This is a genomic window from Rhizobium sp. 01L410 (assembly GCF_056400165.1).
Genome location: NZ_JBFTST010000010.1, coordinates 54,036 through 72,019, shown reverse-complemented (window position 1 = coordinate 72,019; position 17,984 = coordinate 54,036). Strand labels below are relative to the sequence as shown.

The window sequence follows — 17,984 nt, the reverse complement described above, 5'->3', positions numbered from 1 at the left end:
ATCAACGGCGTTTCAGTGTGAGTTGCCGGCGCTGTCGTGCCGGGAGGAAAAGATTGCCTGCAGGTTGGGGATGATGATGAATTCCCCTCCCCGTTTGACGAGGCAGTTGATGTAGTCGGCGCGCCAGCGCATGCCGACACTCGGCGGTGGTTCGCTCGCCGTCTTTGCGAGCGTGGTGACTTCATTCACCTTGTCGGTCCTGAGGCCGACGAGCGTCTGCTCGCCATGCAGGTCGATTTCAATAACGATGATGCGGCTGTCGATCGTCGCTTCGGTCGCTTCCATTCCGAAGGCGAGGCGCAGATCGGCAAGCGGGATGACCTTGCCGCGAAAATTGATGACGCTGGCCACGAAGGACTGAGCGCCGGGAACGGCGGTCTCAGGCAGGAGGTCGAGGATTTCCTGGACCATCACAGCTTCGAGCGCGAAGGTTTCGCCGTTCATGTCGAATGTCAGAACTTCGACTTCGTCGGCATAGGACCAGAACTGGTCCACTCTCTCGGCTACCGCACTCATCCTGCCACCCTCATCTGAGATTCCTGTTGCTGACCGGCGGCCACGAGGTGGCCGACGTCGAGAATGAGGGCGACGCTGCCGTCGCCGAGAATGGTTGCGCCCGAGAAGGTCGCAACGTCGTCATGCAGCTTCGACATCGACTTGATGACCGTCTGGTGGTCGCCGATGATCTGATCGACAACGAGGCCGACACGCTCGGTGCCGGTCGAGATGACCACCACCTTCTGGTGAACGTCAGGCTTGGTGCCGGTGCGGAACAGATCGCGAAGTCGCAGGAACGGCACCAGGCTGTCGCGCAGCGAGATGAAGCTCCGCCCGCGCGAACGCAGGTCTTCTTCGAGCGAAAGCTCGAGGCATTCCTCGACCGCCGACAGCGGAATGACGTAGCGGCCGGAGCCTACACGAACGAGCAGACCGTCGATGATCGCCAGCGTCAGCGGAATGCGAAGTGACACATCCGAGCCTTCGCCCGGCTTGCTTTCGATATCAATGGCGCCGCGCAGCGCCTCGACCGTCTTCTTGACCACATCCATGCCGACGCCGCGGCCGGAAAGATTGGTGATCGCCGCCGCCGTCGAGAAGCCCGGCGCGAAGATCAGCTGCAGCAGTTCGGAATCCGACAGCGGCTGGCCAGGCGCAATCAGGCCTGACGACTCCGCCTTGGCACGTACCCGTTCCCGGTTGATGCCGCGGCCGTCATCCTTGATTGAGATGATCACCTCGCCGCCGGACTGGCGGGCAGACAGCGTCACCGTGCCGGTTTCGCTCTTGCCGGCAGCAAGACGGTCGGCAGGCGTTTCCAGACCGTGGTCGATGGAGTTACGGACCAGATGCACCAGCGGATCGGCAAGACGCTCGATGACGGTCTTGTCGACCTCGGTGCTCTCGCCTTCGGTGACCAGCTCGATCACCTTGCCGGTTTCGCGGGCCAGATCGTGGACGAGGCGGCGGAAGCGCGAAAACAGCGTTGCCACCGGCACCATGCGCAGCACCATCATCGTGTCGCGCAACTCGCCCGACAGCCGCTCGATTTCTTCCGAGACGGAGCGCAAGGCAATATCAGCACTGGAGCTGGCAAGCTGGCTGAGACGCGATTGGGCGATGACAAGCTCGCCAACGCGGTCCATCAGTTCGTCGAGACGCTCGGCCGGAACGCGGACATTTTCCTGCGCCTTGGCCTGACGGCTGTCAGCGGCAACAGCCGGCGCCTCGCGCTTGGCCGGCACCGCTTCGACCGGCTTGAAGGCCGGAGCAGCAGCCGGGGTCGCGGCTGCGGGAATGACTGCGGGTGCAGGTTCGACGGCCTTCACGGGCTCGGCAGCAGGTGCCGGGGCGTCAACGATATCGACGACTTCGAGCTCCATGTCATCCATTACGAAGATGAAGACATCGTCGATCGCCGAACGATCCTGCTCGCTCTTCAGCACCACTTCCCAGGAAACGTAGAGCTCGTTCGGGACCAGCTCGTTCAACGGCGGGATAGCGGCGGTATTGGCGCGGACGGTGCACTCGCCGAGTTCGCGCAGCTCGTCGAGGAGGCCGAGCGGATTGGTGCCGTTGGCCATCGCATTCGACGGCAGGCTGAAACGGATGCGCCAATGGTTGAGCTTCTTCTGCTGCGCTGGTGCGGCGGCGGCCGGAGCAGCGACGGCAGGCACCGGCTCTTTCGCAGCAGCAGAACCGCCGACAGCTGCCTGCAGCAGGGCAAGCAGCTTCTGTCCGGTATCACCGTGATCGGCATCTGGCTGATCGACGAGGGCGCGCATGTGGTCCTGAGCTGCCAGTACCGCTGCCACCAGTTCGGCGGTCGCCGGTACTTCGCCCTTGCGGACCCGGTCGAAAGCCGTCTCGCAATGATGCGTGAAGGCGGCTAGGGCCTCGAAGCCGAACATCGCGCCCGAACCCTTGAGCGTGTGCAGGCCGCGGAAGACGGCATCGACGAGACCCTTGTCGTCGAGCTGATGGGTGAGATCGAGAAGGCCCGCCTCGATTGCCTCCAGGCATTCGGCGGCTTCCATGCGGAAGACTGCGACCGGATCGAGCGTGCTCATCTGCCTAAGACCTTCTTGACGATCTTCACCAGGTTCTCAGGATCGAACGGCTTGGTCAGCCAGCCGGTCGCACCGGCGGCCTTGGCGCGCGCCTTCAGATCGGCGTCGGACTCGGTCGTCAGGAAGATGATCGGAACGCCGGCCTGGCTCGGCAGCTTGCGCAGCTCCTCGATCATCGTCAGGCCATCCATAACAGGCATGTTCAGATCGGTGACGATCAGATCGAACTGGGCGGTCTGCGCGGTGGCAAGGCCTTCCGCACCGTTGACCGCCTCGGTCACGGCGTAGCCTGCATTGGTCAGCGTGACCTTGGTCGTCAGCCGGATGCTGGCGGAATCGTCGACTGTCAGGATGTTGGCGCTCATGCTGTAACCTCTTTATGCAACCAGAACTTCGCGTCCTCGGCGGTGAAGGCTTCGACGAAGCCGGCCCGTTCGAGAACCTTGAGAAGACGTTCGCCAACAGGCGAGGAGAGTGTCAGGGATTTGCCCAGCGCCTTTGCTTGCCGCCGTGCCGATTCAACCAGCTGCACGAAGCTCAGGTCGGCTTCGGCACCAGCCGGAATCTCAAATACAATCCGCTCATTACTATCGAGCGCCGAAATAATATTCGCACGCAGATCGGATACGTTTCGGATGCTCAGAACATCAGGAAATAATACAGAATCACGGAGTTGATTATCCATGTTCAAGTCAGCCCTCGCGGCATGAGAAATACTTGTATTCCTTTAAAGGACTCTCACGACAGGCTTAACGGGGAGTAAATTCTGGTTGTAACCGATCTGCAATTGGAGCGAGTCGGGACTCCCGAATTCTTACCTAAGATAAGTTGTAGTATGGCTTTCCAGCTATTTAAAAAACAAAATGAAAACAGTCTGTTATTTTAATATTAGGGCTAAAGCGGACAAGGGGCGCTGGAATCTTTACGCAGCATTAATCACAACGTACGCGAGTCGAAACTGTTTACCCCTCATTTCCATCCTGCCCGTAAAGATAGCACCAGATTTCCAAAAGTTATAAGTAAAGGGAACAGGGTGAAACACGGGGCGGTATCGGCACAGCCGACAATCTTGACGGCGGGCACGGATGTAAGCCGGACGCTGGAAACGGCGCGCAGCCAGGTCGAAGAGCGCTTCCTCGAAGGCGGCACGGTGCTGCTTTCGGTGATGGATGTTCTCAACCGTTTGCTGAATTCCCTCGATAACATCACCAAGGCACTCGACAACAATGAGTCGAGCAATGCCGATGCCGATTTGCGCGCGACCGTCGAGAGCCTGACGGCGCTGCCGGTGACCGAACAGGCCCGCCAGAACGCCCTGACGGTCCTTGCACAGACCGGCAGCGATCTGCACAAGCACATTGCCGAAATGCAGGAGACCATGCGCTACCTGCGGACTTTTGCGGTGACCGTGAAGATCACCGGTGCTGGCCTTCCCGAATTCGCCGGCTTCGCCCAGGAAATCCTTGAACGCATCTATTCCGGTACCGAGGAAGTCAACCGCTTCGCCGGCCATCTCGACAGCCTGCAGAAGGAAGTCAAAGTGGCGCTGAGCTTTGGCGTCAATCTGTCGAAGAGCTATTCTGAGACCGTTCCTGCCGTGGCTTCGGCGCTCCGCCAGGATGCGCAGAAGATTGCCGGCCACCGCCAGAATCTCGGCGCCATCGCCCGCGACGTCGGCGCCATCGCACGCGGCGTCCAGTCCAAGGTCGCCTCGACGCTGTCGGCACTGCAGATCGGCGACATCACCCGTCAGCGCATCGAGCATGTGCAGAGCAGCTTTGCCCTGCTCGACGAGTTTCTGGATGGTGACGGCAAATCGCTCGACGCCGACCAGCGCGAGCGTTTGCGCAACGTCATCAACCACCTGACCGCCGCACAGATGGCGGACATGTGCACCGACTTCCACCGCGACTCGCAGAATGTCGTGCAGACCATCAAGAGCTTCAGCCACGACACGCACGAGATCATGAAGCTCCGCGATCAGATGGGCGGCGGCGGCGAAAACAACTTCATGCGCGCCCTGGAATCGAGCGTCTCGGCAGCCCACGAGATCGTCAAGCAGGTCGATGCGGCCACCCGGCAGGCGGATCAGGTCAGCCAATCGACGCTGGGCACTGCCGCTAAGCTGTTGGAATCGATCGGCAACATCCGTTCGGTCAAGACCGATATCAATTACATGGCTCTGAACACTAACCTGCGCTGCAGCCGCCTCGGCGAAGAGGGCAAGTCGATCAACGTCGTCACCGCCGAGCTGCGCATCTTTGCAAGCAAGCTCGACGATTCAGCCGACTCCATCGTCAACGGCCTTCCGGCACTGGAAGCAGCCGCCGGCAACATGGCGCCCTCAACCGGCAATTCCGGCGGCCTCGCCGAGAACCTGACGGCCGCCGTCGGCAGCATCCGCTCTGCCGCCAACATGATGGAAGAAGAACTGAAGGTGCTGGCCGAGCACGGCCGCGAGGTCGCAAGCAAGATCACCCTGATGATCGGGAAGCTCGATTTCGAACACGATCTCGGCGAAACGCTGGCTCGCTGCGCCACTGTTCTGGAAGATGCCGCCGGTCAGGAAATCGCCTCCATCGACGACATCGCCGAGGCTGTCGCGCCGCTCGATCGCAAGATCTTCAAGCTCTACACCATGGTGCAGGAGCGGCACGTCCACCGCCACATCATCCCGCAAATGGAAGACGAAGCCGCGCCCGCGCCGGTGGCAGCAGCGCCCGTAAGCGCGGGTGGTGACGAAGATCTCTTCGCCGATGCGCTGTTCTAGGAACTACGGCAGCCGGCGGAACTTGTTCGCCCGGTCGATCCCCGCCTTCTGCTGATCGTCCTCGATCCCCAGAAAGAAGTCCTCAAGCTCCGGGTCGGGCAATCCGGCCCGGCGCGATAGGACATACCACTTGGCAGCCTCGATCGGATCGGGTTTGGTGCCAAGCGCATAGATGTAGAGATGCGCGAGCTTGTTCTGCGCCACGACGTTACCGCGGTTGGCAGCAAGCTGCATCCATTCGAAGCCACGCACGAAATCGCGCGGACCGTTCTGGCCATTCACGAGCCAGACAGCCAGATCGACCTGGGCGGTATCGAAACCGGCACGCGCCGCACGCGCCATCCATTCACGCGTCCGCCGGCGCTTTTCTTCCGGCAGGTCGGGCAAGGTCGAATAGAGTTCAGCAACGGCATACTGCGCGTCGGCAATCCCCTGTTCGGCTGACTTTTCATAGTAAGGCAGCGCCAGCTTCAGCCCCTCCTGTCCGGGATGATCGGATGTCAGGATCTGTGCCCAGTTGAATTGCGCCGAAGAATTGCCGGAATCAGCAGCCTTCTTCATGTAGTCGTCGGCCTTCGCCTTGTCGCGCTGCACGATCTCGCCGGCCATCAGCATCAGCGCATACTTGAACATAGCCGCCGCATCACCACCCTCGGCCGCCTTGCCGTACCAGAAGGCCGAACTCTTCAGATCGCGTCGCACGCCAAGTCCGGCATATTGCATCTCAGCAACCAGCGTCTGTGCCGAGGGATCGCCAAGCTGCGCCCGCGGCAGCGCAAGCTGCATCGCCGTCAGGTAGTAGCCGCGCTGATAGGCGCCGTAGGCGTCATCGACGGGTCCGTGGTAATTCTTCTCGGGCGGCAGATCGGGCAGCTTCGCACCCATGCGATCCAGCACGCCGAGCCCGGACGAGGGCTGCGCACCCTCTGCCGGGCGGCCCTTCTTCAGCGGCTCGGCATCGCCGCCGACTGGCCGTGTCACCACATTGTCGATCGTCTGCGCGGCAGCAACGTGGGGCAGCGCCACGGCGAGCGTGGCGGCAGCAAGGAAGAATCGGCGCATCTGAACGGCTAGGATCGGCATAAGCGCGACTTCAATCCTCAAACCGTGGCGCTTTTTCGTCAAGAAGTGCGTTGACCTGCGCAACGATCGCAGGCGCCTGTGTCGGATCGGCAAAGACCGCCAGACGGAGGGCGACGAATTCGGCGCCGGATTCGGCAACGACGAGCGCCGAGGCCGGGTCCGTTCCGCCCATCACCATGCACGGGATCTCGATCATCGATGCCCACCATTCGCCGAGCGCAACGTTCTTCGGATGCGCCTCCGGCTTGATGTCGCCGTCGAGCTTGCCGAAGAAAATGTAGTCCGGGCGGGCCTCGCCGATCTCCAGCGCCGTATGCCTATCGGTCGCGTTGCCGCCGCCGACGATCAGCTTGTCGGCATATTTGTCGATCGCCTCGGCCAGTGCTGCAGCCGGCTCAGCCATATGCAGCCCGTCAGCCCTCGCCCGTCCGACGATACGGCTGTCGCCCGATATCAGCGCTGCAGCGCCGGCATCCTGGATAACCGGGACAAGCTTTTCGGCATGTTTCTGAAAGGCGCCGTCATCGAGACCGTATTGCGGAACGATCACCGAGGCGACATCGCCGCCCTTCAGCGCGTCGCCGACGATCTTCGTCCTCTCATCGGCATCGGCGATGTCGGGGGCGATCAGAACTAGGCGGCAGCGGTTTTCCGGGTCGGTGGTCATGACGTCTTTCCATTTTCCGCGGATTCCGCCAGCAGGCGGCAACTCCGCACTCGTTTTGTGTGAGTAATTCCGATAGACGGGGCTGGCAAGGGGAGGACTTGAAAAGCATGCTGCCGGAACTGTCATTCTTTTACGCGGCGGTGCCCGCGGTATTGCTCGTCGGGCTGGCGAAGGGCGGCATGGGAGATGCCCTCTCACTGATCGGCGTCCCCTTTCTGGCGCTCGTCGTCTCCCCGGTCGAAGCCGCCGCCATCCTGCTGCCGATCCTCGTTTTCATGGACATCATCTCGCTGATCATCTGGCGCCAGCATGGCGACTGGACGACGCTGAAGACCATGCTGCCAGGCGCCCTCTTCGGGATCGCGCTCGGCTGGGCAACATCGGCGCTCATTCCCGGCAATGTGCTGCGCATCATCATCGGCACGGTCACGGTGCTGTTCTGTCTGCGCTACTTCTGGAACAATTTCGGTCCCGGTACAGGCAAGATCGTTCCGCCCCGCGGTCAGCGGCCGTTTCTTGCCAGTGCCTGGGGAACGCTGTCAGGTTATGGCAGCTTCGTCGCTCACGCGGGCGGCGCACCCTTTCAGATCTACGCGCTGCCGCTGAAACTGCCGCCGCGTGAATTCACCGGCACCAGCGTTCGTTTCTTCGCAATCCTCAACGCCGTGAAGCTGATCCCCTATTTCGCCCTTGGCCAGCTCGACACCAAGAACCTCGTCACATCGATGACGCTGCTGCCCTTCGCGCCGCTAGCAACGATCGCCGGCGCATGGTGCGTGCGCCGCATGAAGCCGGAGATCTTCTATCCGTTCATGTACGCGATGGCGCTGATCGCTGCCTTCCTGATCATCCGTGAGGGTCTCGGCTATTAATCTTCCGAGCGGCTTGCATTGTCGCGTTCGCGCTCGTAGCTGCGAACCCAGGGGAATTTCGGCAGCCATGCCTCGCGGCGGATCGTCCAGAGCTCGTAGGTCGGCTTGAACTGGCCGGGCACATCGAACGAGCCGAGGTTCAGCTCGATCTCATCGCCGCTGCGGCCGAAGGCCGGCGAGCCGCAGCGCGGGCAGAAGAACCGCCCGGCATAGCTCCCCGTCTCGCCTTGAACCTCGACCGCATCGGCAGGATAGATCGCCGAGGCATGGAACAGGGCGCCGTGATGCTTGCGGCAATCGAGACAGTGGCAAATGCCGACCCGGTACGGGGCTCCCGTCGCGGCAAAGCGGACGCTGCCGCAAAGGCAGCTGCCGGTGATGCGGTCCATCCTGATCCTCCTCAAAATGAAGCTGAGCAGATATCTAGGGCGGCAGACGGCAAAGCTGCAATCGTGCTTGCTGCACCGCACAATTCTCTTGCCGGAATGCGCCCTTTGCCGTAGCGTTTCGGCATGTCGAGCGCTGACCCTTTCGCCGCGATATCAGATCCGAACCGGCGGTTCCTGCTGGAAGAGCTGAGGCGCGCGCCGAAGACGGTCAACGAGCTCGCCGAAGGCCTGCCGATCAGCCGCCCGGCGGTCTCGCAGCACCTCAAGGCGCTGCTCGATTCCAACCTCGTTTCCGTCACCTCGGAAGGCACGCGCCGTATCTACGCGGTCAACAACCGCGGCTTCGACAAGCTCAATCTCTGGCTGGATCAATTCTGGGCCTAGCGCCCGCCTTACATAAAAAAATGCGCCAGTCCAACTCCGCACTGAATGGACTGGCGCATGATGTCTTGGGATCGGCTCTGTCTTGCTAAACCTTTTGAAAGATTATGTTTATGTCCTTATGGACCGCAATTGACCGAGCAATGATCTCTCAATTATTCGATTAGTGAACGGAAGATTTCAGACGTTGGATCTCGTCTTTGATACGCAGTTTCCTGCGCTTGCACTCCGCAATGTCTGCGTCTCTTTTGGAGGGAGCTGTCATCAGCGAATGTAACTCTTCCTCCAGAGCTACATGCTTCTTCTGTAGTGACTCAAGATGAGCTTGAACAGTCATTAGACCCTTCCTTCCTCTTGCCTTCCCCAGCCATCCATCGCTGGAGTTCTAGGCGTCAACCTTTCGACTGTGACATATTTTTGAAGGCTTGTCGAAGGCGAAAACATGGTGTGTCGATGGCAAATTCATGATCAACACTAACTTCCCGTTACCGCTATTTGGTGATAGGAGCTTGCGGAAATCATCGGCAGACCGGACAACGTCCGAAGACGATAATGGGGAATGTAAATGGCCGATCAGGAACAGGCGGAAGTCAGGCTCATCGCGGCTCGCCTGCGTCAGGAACACGAAGATTATGATGCCGCGATCAATGCCATGATTGCCACCGGCTGCGATGCTCTGCGCGTTCAGCGCATGAAGAAGAAGAAGCTTGTGATCAAGGACAAGCTGTCGAAGCTCGAGGATCAGATCATCCCGGATATCATCGCCTGAAGAGGACGTGCCGTTGACGATGACAGACAGACCACCCGTTGCCATCATCATGGGTAGCCAATCCGACTGGGAAACCATGAAGAACGCTGCCGACACGCTCGAGGCGCTCGAGATCCCCTACGAGGCGCGCATCATCTCCGCCCACCGCACGCCAGACCGGATGGTCAGTTTCGCCAAGGGTGCTCGCGACGAAGGTTTCAAGATCATCATCGCCGGCGCTGGCGGTGCGGCCCATCTTCCGGGCATGACGGCCGCCTTTACCCCGCTTCCGGTCTTCGGTGTACCGGTGCAATCCAAGACGATGTCCGGCCAGGACAGCCTGCTGTCGATCGTGCAGATGCCGGGCGGCATCCCGGTCGGCACGTTGGCGATCGGCAAAGCCGGCGCGATCAACGCCGCCCTGCTGGCGGCTGCCGTTCTTGCCCTTTCCGACGACGATATTGCTGATCGCCTCGATGAATGGCGCGCACGCCAGAGCGATGCGATCGCCGAATACCCTATGGACGATAGATGAGCGCAAAGACAATCGGCATCATCGGCGGCGGCCAGCTTGGCCGCATGCTGGCCATGGCTGCCGCACGCCTGAATTTCCGCACGGTCATTCTGGAGCCGCAGGCCGATTCCCCCGCAGCCCAGGTTGCCAACCACCAGATCACCGCCGCCTATGACGATCCGGCAGCGCTTGCCGAGCTCGCCAGCCTCTGCGACGTCGTCACCTATGAATTCGAGAACGTACCGGTCGGCGCTGCCGAAACGCTGGCCGCAAGTGTGCCAGTCTATCCGCCGCCGAAGGCATTGGAAGCCGCCCAGGACCGTCTGGTCGAAAAGCGCTTCATCAATGACTGCGGCATTCCGACGGCCAAGTTTCGCGCGATCGACAGTCAGGCAGACCTCGAAGCAGCGCTGAAGGACTTCGGTGGCCAGGGGGTTCTGAAGACCCGGCGCCTCGGCTACGACGGCAAGGGCCAGAAAGTGTTCCGTTCGGCAGCCGACAGCGCCGAAGGCGCCTTTGTGGCTCTCGGTGGTGTCCCGCTGATTCTGGAAAGCTTCGTCGCCTTTGAGCGCGAAGTGTCGATCATCGCCGCCCGCGCGACTGATGGCACGGTCGTCGCCTTCGATCCGGCCGAGAATATCCACAGAAACGGCATTCTCCACACCTCTACGATCCCGGCCTCAGTTTCCGATGCCACGGCAAAGGCTGCCCGCCAGGCCGCGGATGCAATCCTGACTTCTCTCGGCTATGTCGGCGTCATCGGTATCGAGTTCTTCGTGCTCGCCGACGGCAGCCTGATCGCCAACGAGATGGCGCCGCGCGTCCATAATTCCGGCCATTGGACGGAAGCCGCCTGCGTGGTTTCCCAGTTCGAGCAGCATATCCGGGCCGTCGGCGGGCTGCCGCTCGGCGATGCCGGCAGGCATTCGGATTGCGTGATGCAGAACCTCATCGGCGATGATATATTGACCGTTCCGGACTGGCTGAGGCGCAAGGACGCGCTCGTCCATCTCTACGGCAAGACCGAGTCCCGCCCTGGCCGCAAGATGGGCCATGTGACGGTGCTGACGGCGAAAACCTAGGATTTTGCCGGATAAAAGGCCTTCATGTGGTTGACACAGGAATGCCATCGGGTTATCTGCCTGCCCAACCTAAAGGCGCGCCACGAGCGCGCTTTTGAATGTTTGAAGATACGGGCGAATGTGAAATTCCCCCCAGAGATCGCGGATCAGAAAAATGAAGATCAAGAATTCGCTCAAGTCGCTCAAGGCTCGTCACCGTGACAACCGTCTGGTTCGCCGCAAGGGCCGCATCTACATCATCAACAAGCTGAACCCGCGCTTCAAGGCTCGTCAGGGCTGATTGCGCGTTCCGGAAGCGATTGACGGCGTAGCCGCTTGATCGCTCATTTCCGGTGGGTCGCTTTGGTGATCACGTCAAATTTTCTTTGATCTTGTGTGATGGCGGGCTACATTGTCCGCCATGCGCTTTTTTGCTTTGCTCTTGGCGGCCGCGCCGCTCGCCACCGGTTTCCTTGCTCCTGCCTTCCCCGCCGCCAGCGCCGAGAAGGACGTCATCGTCGAGCAGCCGGATACCAACGCCTCCCCGAAGCAGAGGCTCGACAATCTCTACGCCCAGCTGAAACGCGAACGTGACCCCGAAAAGGCCAACGGCATCGCGCAGGAAATTCGCACGGAATGGAACGATTCCGGCAGCGCCACCGTAAACCTTCTGATGCAGTGGGCCGACAAGGCAATCGAGGACAAGCGCAGCGCCGCCGCCCTCGACTTTCTCGACCAGGCGATTGCCCTGAAGCCGACCTATGCCGAGAGCTGGAACCGCCGCGCAACCCTCAACTACGCCTCGGGCAATTATCGCAAGTCGATGTCGGACATCGAGCATGTACTGGATCTCGATCCCCGCCACTTCGGCGCATTGTCCGGCATGGCCGCGATTCTGAACGACACCGGTAACGACCAGCTGACGCTGAAGGCATGGGAACGCTTCCTGGAGGTCTTCCCGGCAAACCGCACGGCGCAGGAGCAGGTGAACACGCTGTCCGAAAAACTGGCGGGCAGCCGCACCTGATCTTGACGGCGGCCGCGCGAGACCAACTTTAGGAAACAGTCACAGAGTTCACCGCCGGTCCGCCCATGCTTGCCGAAGTTTCCGCCCTTCTTGCCCCCCTGGCCGCCGCGATCGGCTACAGCTCCTTCAAAGCCCGGCAGTTCGAGCAGGCTTTCCCCAATATCGGCGAGCTGACCGATATCGGCGGCTATCGCATGAACGCTCTGCATATCCCGCGTCCAGACACGGCCGACCTGCCGGCGATCGTCTTCATTCATGGCGCCAGCGGCAATCTGCTGGATCAGACCGGTGCCTTTCTGCGGCCTCTGCAGGGCCGCGCCGAAATGCTCTTCGTCGACCGCCCCGGACACGGTTACTCCGAGCGTGGCGGGCCCGAAAATGCCGTGCCGTCCGGCCAGGCGGCGGCCATCGCCCGGCTAATGGAAAAGCGCTGCATCGAGGAGGCGATCATCGTCGGCCATTCCTTCGGCGGCGCCATCGCCGCCGCCTTCGGTGTCCATCATCCGGAGAAGACGGCGGGGCTGCTCTTCCTTGCGCCGGCGACCCACCCGTGGCCGGGCGGCGTGGACTGGTACTATCATGCGGCAGCCGCCCCGCTGATCGGCTGGCTCTTCAATCACGCGCTCGTCGTGCCAATGGGATTGCGGCGGCTGGAACAGGGCACGATGAACGTCTTCCGGCCGAACGTCCGCCCGGCTGACTATATCGCCAGTACCGGCCCGTCACTGGTACTGCGGCCCGGCACCTTCCACAACAACGCCACGGATTTCACCCGCCTGCTCGGCTATCTCAAGGCCGAGTCCCATCGCTATCGGGAGATCACCGCGCCGACCGTCATCATGACCGGTGACAGCGACGACATCGTCTGGGAACACCTGCACTCCCAAGGCCTCGCCCGCGATATCGCCGGATCGGAGCTAGTGACCATACGGGGCGTCGGGCACAAGCCGGATTATCTGGCGACCGATGTGGCCATCGCAGCACTTGAGAAGATTGCAGGCATGCCGCGCGATCTGCAGGCAGCGGCCCGTAACGCCGAAGAGCGGCTGACCGGCGATATCGTTGCGACCGCGAACTGAAAGCCTTGCACCCGGCGCAGGCCGAACCATATCACACCCCATAGTTTATTCTTTGGAGGGGATATCATGGATCGGCTGCAAGCCCGGACCGTCTCGCTTTTCACCGCTTTCGCCTTGGCGCTCGGCCCGGTCACCGTGCATGCCGCCTCGCCTGCTCCGGTGGAGGGAGAGCATGGCATGGTCGTCACGGCGCAGCATCTGGCAACCGATGTCGGCGTCGAAGTTCTGAAGAGCGGCGGCAACGCCGTGGATGCAGCTGTGGCCGTGGGTTATGCGCTGGCCGTCGTCTATCCCACCGCAGGCAATATTGGTGGCGGCGGTTTCATGACCATCCGCACCAAGGACGGCAAGAGCACCTTTCTGGACTTCCGCGAACGCGCACCGCTCGCCGCCACCAAGACCATGTATCTCGATGCCAAGGGCGATATCGTTCCGCGCGCCAGCCTCGACGGCTATCTCGCGGTCGGCGTGCCGGGATCGGTGATGGGCTTCGAGACCGCGCGCGAAAAATACGGCACCAAATCCCGTGCCGACCTGCTCGCTCCGGCGATCGCTTTCGCCAAGGACGGCTTCACCTTCGAGCAGGGAGATGCAGCCTCGCTCGCCAGCAGCGCAAAGCGTCTCGCCAAAGACGAGGCGGCTGCCAAGATCTTCCTGAAGCCCGATGGCAAACCTTATGAGGAAGGCGAGAAGCTGGTGCAGCCGGAACTTGGCGCCGTGCTTCAGGCGATATCCGAGAAAGGCCCCGACGCGTTTTACAAGGGCACCCCGGCAGACGCGATCGTCAAGGCCAGCCAGTCAAAGGGCGGCATCCTCGCCAAAGAAGATTTCGAGCAATATTCGGTCCGCGAACTTAAGCCGATCGAATGCAATTACCGCGGCTACGACATCATCTCCTCACCCCCGCCCTCCTCCGGCGGCGTCATCATCTGCGAGATCCTCAACGTTCTCGAAGACTATCCGCTCTCCTATCTCGGCTACGGCTCGGCCGAGACCGTGCATGCGATGGTCGAGGCGATGCGCTACGCATATGTCGATCGCAACGCTGCACTTGGCGATCCTGACTTCATCGACAATCCGGTCTCCAAGCTGCTCGACAAGGCCTATGCCACCGAGATCCGGGAGAAGATCGATCCCTACAAGGCCGGAAAATCAGCCGATCTGAAACCGCTCGGCGGCAAGGAAAGCACCGAGACGACCCACTATTCGATCATCGACGACGAAGGCAACGCCGTTGCGGTGACGTACACGCTGAACGGCTCCTTCGGCGCCGGTGTGGTGGCGCCGGGCACCGGCATCCTCTTGAACAACGAGATGGACGACTTCACCTCAAAGCCCGGCGTGGCAAACCTCTACGGCCTCGTCCAGGGCGAGGCCAATGCCATCGCCCCGAAGAAAACGCCGCTCTCCTCGATGAGCCCGACAATCATCACCAAGGACGGCAAGCCCTTCATGGTGATCGGCAGCCCGGGCGGCTCGCGCATCATCACCATCACGCTCGAAGCGATCCTCAATGTCATCGATTTCGGCATGGACATCAGCCAGGCAGTGAATGCCCCGCGCATCCATCACCAATGGCAGCCTGATAAGGTCTATCTCGAGCCCTATGCACTGTCGCCTGACACCGAAAAGGCGCTCGCCGCCATGGGCTACAGCTTCGACGGCGGCAACGACGCGCCCCTCTGGGGTCAGGCCGCCGGCATCCTCGTCGGCGGCAAGAGCCTCGCCGATATCGAGAAAGGCGGCGGCTCGCGCTACTATGGCGCCATGGACAGCCGCGCTGCGGAAGGTTCGGCCAAGGGCTATTGATCAACGGATCCGGGCGCGGACATAATCGCCCCGGATCGTCACCTGCGGCTTTGCCCCCGGCACGCTCGGCGTCAGGGTATCGACCAGCGACGCCTTGGCCATCACCGTGTAATCGACTGGTACATGCTCCCCGAAGCCAATATAGGCATCGAGCGACTGCGCCTCGATGCCTATCGTTTCGTCCCGGGTGATCAAGGCATAGGTAAGGTTCGCCCGTACCGCGGTGCCCGTGATGTCGACCTCCGATGCGTGACCGTTGAGTGTGATATCCGCAGCGTTGCCCGATGTCCGAAACGCGGAAAAGTTTCCGTCAAGCCTTGCCATGAAGGCATGCTGATCAATCGACACGGCCGCACCCGCAGGCACGTTGGCGGAAACTTCAGGCGTGCAATCGGCAATGTCGCTCCACGCCGAGACGCCGACATCGATCGTCATCGCCGTGCCGTCGATCCGCACCCGGCTTTCATCCTTGCAGGCATTGAAGAACCAGCTCGAGTACCAGGATGAGAACCAGCCGCTGCGGCGGCCGGATGTGACGGCTTCATAAGGCTTGCCGGCATCGGTGGTGATCCTGATCGAGCTGGAATCGCCCTGGATGACGATAGAGCGGATTTTGGTGATGTCGAAGATTTCGCTCGGCGTGTTCGAGCCACCGAAGGCGGAAACGAGGCTCATGAAGAAAAGCGGTATGGAAAGGATAATGGTCATCGGTTTGCTCCCTGTTTGACACCGGTGGGATCCGGCGCAAACAAGGTGAGGTCCGACACGCTTTCCCGAGACCTCGATCGTGTTCCGGGTCGCCCGCAATTGCGATCAAGGCCAATCTCGTGCTCATATTGACGAGATAAATGTCCGGACACTGCCGATGATTTTCGTGCCTCTGCCTTTCGTGGTCGCCCTGCTCCTCTCTATCCTCCTCATCCGGATGCTGAGGATGGAGGAATGGAGCGCGCCCGGACGGCGGCTGTTTCTGGCGCTGATCGCCGCCTATGCGGTGCAATCCGTCTTCATCGGACTGCGCTGGGGCTACGACATGCTGGCGATCATGCCGCTGCAGGCCGTGCTCGCTGCCATTGTCGCGCCGCTCTCCTTTGCAAGCTTCGCGGACCTGACGCTCGGCACGCCACGGCCGCTGAGCCGGCAATGGCCGCATCTTCTGCCGGCAGTCGGCGTTGCTCTGGCATTCGCCTTCTGGCGGGATGTCGTCGGCCTGAGCCTGATCCTGCTCTTCATCGGCTATGGTGTCGCGCTGCTCTGGATTTCGCGAAGCGGCGCCGATGCGCTTGTCGCCTCCCGCCTCGATGGGGCGTTCCTTTCCTATCGTTCGCTGGTCATTACGGCTGTCGCGCTGATCGGCTCGGGCCTGAGCGACGTCGTCATCAGCCTCGATCTCTACCGCACCGGCGGCGCCAACGCCGGGGCCATCGTTGCGCTCGGAAACGTCATCGTCCTCCTGATCCTCGGCGCCGCGGCCTCGATCGCCGGCGGCACGCAGCCTGAACAGGGGATCGACAGCGCTCCACCGTCCCCTGTTCTTCCGACGGAAGAGGACGGCGCCGTCGCCAGCCGTCTCGACAGCCTCATGGAAACCAAGCAGATCTATCGCGATCCCGAGCTCAATCTGAACCGCATCGCCCGCAAGCTCGGCCTGCCTGCCCGCCGTGTCTCGGTGGCGGTGAACCGCATCCACGGCATAAGCGTCTCGCAATATGTCAACGAGTTCCGCATCCGCCTCGCCTGCGAGCAACTGGCGCATAGCGATGTGCCGGTCACCAGCGTGATGTTCGAGGCAGGCTTCATCAGCAAGTCGAACTTCAATCGCGAATTCCTGCGCGTCACCGGCACCAGCCCCACGGAATACCGGCGCCGTGAGCGCGCGCCGCAACCCGCCAAGGAGACCGCACTACAGGCTTTCGTGTCACGGTGACAAGAACCGGCGTTCACAAGCGCAAAGCCGTCTTCTATTCATGGCGCAGCACATCAGCCGAAAGAACATCCCATGGCATCCATTGAAATGATCGTCGCCGCCCGCGCCCGTCTGCGCGGACATATCAGGCGCACGCCGCTGCTCTCGTCGCCGTTTCTCGACGAGATGGCCGGTCGCCGTGTCTTCGTGAAGGCCGAATGTTTGCAGCACACGGGCTCCTTCAAGTTCCGTGGCGGCTGGTCGGCTGTATCGGGACTGGAACCCGATATCCGCAAGCGCGGCGTCATCGCCTTCTCGTCCGGCAACCACGCGCAGGGCGTGGCGCTGGCCGCCAAGCTCCACGGCGTCCCCTCGGTCATCATCATGCCCGCGGACGCTCCGAAGCTGAAAATCGACAATACCCGCGCCTACGGCGCCGAGGTGGTGCTCTACGATCGCGCCAAGGAAGACCGTGACGCCATCGGCGCCCGGCTCTCTGCCGATCGGCGCCTGACATTGATCAAGCCTTTCGACGAACCGCTCGTCATCGCCGGCCAGGGGACGACGGGTCTTGAGATCGCCGAACAGGCTGAAGAAGAAGGCATCAAGGAAGCCGAAGTTCTGGTGCCCTGCGGCGGCGGCGGACTGAGCTCCGGCATCGCGCTGGCGTTGGAAGCAAGCGCCCCGAGCTTTACCGTCCGCACCTGCGAACCTGAAAACTTCGACGACTTCGCGCGCTCGCTGGCATCCGGCGAAATCAAGCGCAATGCGGCGTTGGCCGGCTCCATCTGCGATGCGATCATCACCCCTGAACCCGGCAAGATCACCTTCCCGATTTTGCAGCGGCTTGCCGGCGCAGGTATCGCCGTGACGGACGACGAGGCGCTGCGCGCCATGGCGCTCGCCTTCAAGCGGCTGAAGATCATCGTCGAGCCTGGCGGTGCGGTGGCCCTTGCTGCGGCACTGTTCCACGGCAAGGCGCTGGAGAGCGATACCGTCATCACCGTCACTTCGGGCGGCAATGTCGATACCGGCGTTTTCGCAATGGCGCTGGAGCGCTTCGGCTGACGCCGGGTCCTCAGACCTTATAACGGGTGGCTGGTTTCGAGCA

The 17,984-nt window shown here is 61.6% G+C and carries 21 protein-coding genes; 12 read left to right on the top strand and 9 right to left on the bottom strand.

Features of this window, described 5'->3' with window-relative positions; all coding sequences use genetic code 11:
- Positions 1-12: 12 nt before the first annotated feature.
- The 4 genes from AC1DV9_RS21165 to AC1DV9_RS21150 are packed head-to-tail and all read right to left on the bottom strand — an operon-like array spanning position 13 to position 3,258.
- Positions 13-516 (bottom strand): chemotaxis protein CheW, encoded by a 504-nt coding sequence (locus AC1DV9_RS21165; RefSeq protein ID WP_112385490.1) that lies wholly within the window; start codon positions 514-516, stop codon positions 13-15.
- Positions 513-2,567: a chemotaxis protein CheA gene (locus tag AC1DV9_RS21160; RefSeq protein ID WP_112518050.1), complete on the bottom strand. Its 2,055-nt coding sequence runs from the start codon at positions 2,565-2,567 to the stop codon at positions 513-515. Before AC1DV9_RS21160 ends, AC1DV9_RS21165 begins: the two co-directional genes overlap by 4 nt.
- The gene (locus AC1DV9_RS21155; protein WP_112385492.1) at positions 2,564-2,932 is read right to left on the bottom strand and encodes a response regulator; all 369 of its coding nucleotides are present in this window, start codon (positions 2,930-2,932) and stop codon (positions 2,564-2,566) included. Before AC1DV9_RS21155 ends, AC1DV9_RS21160 begins: the two co-directional genes overlap by 4 nt.
- Positions 2,929-3,258, bottom strand: coding sequence for an STAS domain-containing protein (locus tag AC1DV9_RS21150; RefSeq protein WP_442210093.1), 330 nt, complete (start codon positions 3,256-3,258; stop codon positions 2,929-2,931). The genes AC1DV9_RS21155 and AC1DV9_RS21150 overlap by 4 nt, the downstream gene beginning before the upstream one ends.
- Before the next feature lie 342 nt (positions 3,259-3,600).
- Between AC1DV9_RS21150 and AC1DV9_RS21145 the strand changes: the two genes are divergently transcribed.
- On the top strand, positions 3,601-5,337 hold the full coding sequence (locus tag AC1DV9_RS21145) for a methyl-accepting chemotaxis protein (protein ID WP_112518051.1): 1,737 nt from the start codon (positions 3,601-3,603) through the stop codon (positions 5,335-5,337).
- A gap of 3 nt (positions 5,338-5,340) precedes the next feature.
- Here the strand turns inward: AC1DV9_RS21145 and AC1DV9_RS21140 are convergent, their stop codons facing one another.
- Complete coding sequence (locus tag AC1DV9_RS21140; RefSeq protein ID WP_477949928.1) at positions 5,341-6,420, bottom strand: tetratricopeptide repeat protein; 1,080 nt, start codon at positions 6,418-6,420, stop codon at positions 5,341-5,343.
- A gap of 10 nt (positions 6,421-6,430) precedes the next feature.
- Complete coding sequence (locus AC1DV9_RS21135) at positions 6,431-7,087, bottom strand: thiamine phosphate synthase (protein WP_477949927.1); 657 nt, start codon at positions 7,085-7,087, stop codon at positions 6,431-6,433.
- Positions 7,088-7,194: 107 nt separating this feature from the next.
- Here AC1DV9_RS21135 and AC1DV9_RS21130 point away from each other — a divergent pair, with 107 nt between their 5' ends.
- Complete coding sequence (locus AC1DV9_RS21130) at positions 7,195-7,959, top strand: sulfite exporter TauE/SafE family protein (RefSeq protein WP_477950039.1); 765 nt, start codon at positions 7,195-7,197, stop codon at positions 7,957-7,959.
- On the opposite strand, the gene AC1DV9_RS21125 is transcribed toward AC1DV9_RS21130, so the two are convergent.
- A complete protein-coding gene (locus AC1DV9_RS21125; RefSeq protein WP_477949926.1) occupies positions 7,956-8,348 on the bottom strand; it encodes a GFA family protein in 393 nt (130 codons plus the stop codon). The genes AC1DV9_RS21130 and AC1DV9_RS21125 overlap by 4 nt on opposite strands.
- 123 nt (positions 8,349-8,471) lie before the next feature.
- Between AC1DV9_RS21125 and AC1DV9_RS21120 the strand changes: the two genes are divergently transcribed.
- The gene (locus AC1DV9_RS21120) at positions 8,472-8,732 is read left to right on the top strand and encodes an ArsR/SmtB family transcription factor (RefSeq protein WP_112385499.1); all 261 of its coding nucleotides are present in this window, start codon (positions 8,472-8,474) and stop codon (positions 8,730-8,732) included.
- 160 nt (positions 8,733-8,892) lie between these two features.
- Here AC1DV9_RS21120 and AC1DV9_RS21115 read toward each other — a convergent pair whose 3' ends face one another.
- The gene (locus tag AC1DV9_RS21115) at positions 8,893-9,066 is read right to left on the bottom strand and encodes a YdcH family protein (RefSeq protein WP_112385500.1); all 174 of its coding nucleotides are present in this window, start codon (positions 9,064-9,066) and stop codon (positions 8,893-8,895) included.
- A 228-nt stretch (positions 9,067-9,294) separates the two neighbouring features.
- Here AC1DV9_RS21115 and AC1DV9_RS21110 point away from each other — a divergent pair, with 228 nt between their 5' ends.
- The 7 genes from AC1DV9_RS21110 (at position 9,295) to ggt (ending at position 14,967) form a co-directional block, all read left to right on the top strand.
- Positions 9,295-9,498: a YdcH family protein gene (locus AC1DV9_RS21110; RefSeq protein WP_112385501.1), complete on the top strand. Its 204-nt coding sequence runs from the start codon at positions 9,295-9,297 to the stop codon at positions 9,496-9,498.
- 19 nt (positions 9,499-9,517) lie between these two features.
- Complete coding sequence (gene purE / locus AC1DV9_RS21105; protein ID WP_112385502.1) at positions 9,518-10,012, top strand: 5-(carboxyamino)imidazole ribonucleotide mutase; 495 nt, start codon at positions 9,518-9,520, stop codon at positions 10,010-10,012.
- Positions 10,009-11,073 carry a 5-(carboxyamino)imidazole ribonucleotide synthase gene (locus tag AC1DV9_RS21100; protein ID WP_477949925.1) on the top strand — a complete coding sequence of 355 codons (1,065 nt, stop codon included), beginning with the start codon at positions 10,009-10,011 and terminating at the stop codon, positions 11,071-11,073. The genes purE and AC1DV9_RS21100 overlap by 4 nt, the downstream gene beginning before the upstream one ends.
- A gap of 154 nt (positions 11,074-11,227) precedes the next feature.
- Positions 11,228-11,353 (top strand): type B 50S ribosomal protein L36, encoded by a 126-nt coding sequence (ykgO, locus tag AC1DV9_RS21095; protein ID WP_003566454.1) that lies wholly within the window; start codon positions 11,228-11,230, stop codon positions 11,351-11,353.
- Positions 11,354-11,464: 111 nt separating this feature from the next.
- Positions 11,465-12,079: a hypothetical protein gene (locus AC1DV9_RS21090; RefSeq protein WP_477949924.1), complete on the top strand. Its 615-nt coding sequence runs from the start codon at positions 11,465-11,467 to the stop codon at positions 12,077-12,079.
- Between the two features lie 65 nt (positions 12,080-12,144).
- A complete protein-coding gene (locus AC1DV9_RS21085) occupies positions 12,145-13,158 on the top strand; it encodes an alpha/beta fold hydrolase (RefSeq protein WP_477949923.1) in 1,014 nt (337 codons plus the stop codon).
- Between the two features lie 66 nt (positions 13,159-13,224).
- Positions 13,225-14,967 carry a gamma-glutamyltransferase gene (ggt, locus tag AC1DV9_RS21080; RefSeq protein WP_477949922.1) on the top strand — a complete coding sequence of 581 codons (1,743 nt, stop codon included), beginning with the start codon at positions 13,225-13,227 and terminating at the stop codon, positions 14,965-14,967.
- Here the strand turns inward: ggt and AC1DV9_RS21075 are convergent, their stop codons facing one another.
- Positions 14,968-15,675, bottom strand: a complete 708-nt coding sequence (locus tag AC1DV9_RS21075; protein WP_477949921.1) for a hypothetical protein — start codon at positions 15,673-15,675, stop codon at positions 14,968-14,970.
- Positions 15,676-15,832: 157 nt separating this feature from the next.
- On the opposite strand from AC1DV9_RS21075, the gene AC1DV9_RS21070 reads away from it, so the two are divergent.
- Positions 15,833-16,894 carry a helix-turn-helix domain-containing protein gene (locus tag AC1DV9_RS21070; protein WP_477949920.1) on the top strand — a complete coding sequence of 354 codons (1,062 nt, stop codon included), beginning with the start codon at positions 15,833-15,835 and terminating at the stop codon, positions 16,892-16,894.
- A gap of 72 nt (positions 16,895-16,966) precedes the next feature.
- The gene (locus AC1DV9_RS21065) at positions 16,967-17,941 is read left to right on the top strand and encodes a threonine ammonia-lyase (protein ID WP_477949919.1); all 975 of its coding nucleotides are present in this window, start codon (positions 16,967-16,969) and stop codon (positions 17,939-17,941) included.
- Positions 17,942-17,984 lie beyond the last annotated feature (43 nt).

Coding starts and splice junctions, on each gene's coding strand:
- AC1DV9_RS21165 (WP_112385490.1), bottom strand. CDS start 516: ATGAGTGCGGTAGCCGAGAGAGTGGACCAGTTCTGGTCCTATGCCGAC.
- AC1DV9_RS21160 (WP_112518050.1), bottom strand. CDS start 2,567: ATGAGCACGCTCGATCCGGTCGCAGTCTTCCGCATGGAAGCCGCCGAA.
- AC1DV9_RS21155 (WP_112385492.1), bottom strand. CDS start 2,932: ATGAGCGCCAACATCCTGACAGTCGACGATTCCGCCAGCATCCGGCTG.
- AC1DV9_RS21140 (WP_477949928.1), bottom strand. CDS start 6,420: ATGCCGATCCTAGCCGTTCAGATGCGCCGATTCTTCCTTGCTGCCGCC.
- AC1DV9_RS21135 (WP_477949927.1), bottom strand. CDS start 7,087: ATGACCACCGACCCGGAAAACCGCTGCCGCCTAGTTCTGATCGCCCCC.
- AC1DV9_RS21130 (WP_477950039.1), top strand. CDS start 7,195: ATGCTGCCGGAACTGTCATTCTTTTACGCGGCGGTGCCCGCGGTATTG.
- AC1DV9_RS21125 (WP_477949926.1), bottom strand. CDS start 8,348: ATGGACCGCATCACCGGCAGCTGCCTTTGCGGCAGCGTCCGCTTTGCC.
- AC1DV9_RS21120 (WP_112385499.1), top strand. CDS start 8,472: ATGTCGAGCGCTGACCCTTTCGCCGCGATATCAGATCCGAACCGGCGG.
- AC1DV9_RS21115 (WP_112385500.1), bottom strand. CDS start 9,066: ATGACTGTTCAAGCTCATCTTGAGTCACTACAGAAGAAGCATGTAGCT.
- AC1DV9_RS21110 (WP_112385501.1), top strand. CDS start 9,295: ATGGCCGATCAGGAACAGGCGGAAGTCAGGCTCATCGCGGCTCGCCTG.
- purE (WP_112385502.1), top strand. CDS start 9,518: ATGACAGACAGACCACCCGTTGCCATCATCATGGGTAGCCAATCCGAC.
- AC1DV9_RS21100 (WP_477949925.1), top strand. CDS start 10,009: ATGAGCGCAAAGACAATCGGCATCATCGGCGGCGGCCAGCTTGGCCGC.
- ykgO (WP_003566454.1), top strand. CDS start 11,228: ATGAAGATCAAGAATTCGCTCAAGTCGCTCAAGGCTCGTCACCGTGAC.
- AC1DV9_RS21085 (WP_477949923.1), top strand. CDS start 12,145: ATGCTTGCCGAAGTTTCCGCCCTTCTTGCCCCCCTGGCCGCCGCGATC.
- ggt (WP_477949922.1), top strand. CDS start 13,225: ATGGATCGGCTGCAAGCCCGGACCGTCTCGCTTTTCACCGCTTTCGCC.
- AC1DV9_RS21075 (WP_477949921.1), bottom strand. CDS start 15,675: ATGACCATTATCCTTTCCATACCGCTTTTCTTCATGAGCCTCGTTTCC.
- AC1DV9_RS21070 (WP_477949920.1), top strand. CDS start 15,833: ATGATTTTCGTGCCTCTGCCTTTCGTGGTCGCCCTGCTCCTCTCTATC.
- AC1DV9_RS21065 (WP_477949919.1), top strand. CDS start 16,967: ATGGCATCCATTGAAATGATCGTCGCCGCCCGCGCCCGTCTGCGCGGA.